Below are 278 nucleotides of genomic sequence, written 5' to 3'. Positions count from 1 at the left end.
GTCATCCGCGCGTTCAGCTATTTCTCGCACCTGGCCAACATTGCCGAGGATCGCCACCACATCCGCCGCCGCGACGTGCACGAGCGCGCCGGCAGCCTGCAGCCCGACTCGCTGGCCTACTGCCTGGAGCATCTGCACGAGGCCGGCATCCGCCCGACCGAGATCGCCGAGGTGCTGCAGCGCGGCTTCATCTCGCCGGTGCTGACGGCCCACCCGACCGAAGTACAGCGCAAGAGCATCCTGGACGCCGAGCGTGCCGTCGCCGGCCTGCTGGAGCA

At 69.4% G+C, this 278-nt stretch carries 1 protein-coding gene; it reads left to right on the top strand.

Annotation, left to right across the window (positions count from 1 at the left end):
• Positions 1-278: phosphoenolpyruvate carboxylase (locus ACG04Q_RS25655; protein WP_394514717.1), on the top strand; the 278-nt coding region annotated here is incomplete at both ends.

Source organism: Pelomonas lactea, assembly GCF_043555885.1.
GTDB classification, from domain to species: Bacteria; Pseudomonadota; Gammaproteobacteria; order Burkholderiales; family Burkholderiaceae_C; genus Pelomonas; species Pelomonas lactea.
This window is presented reverse-complemented; position numbering and strand designations above follow the sequence as displayed.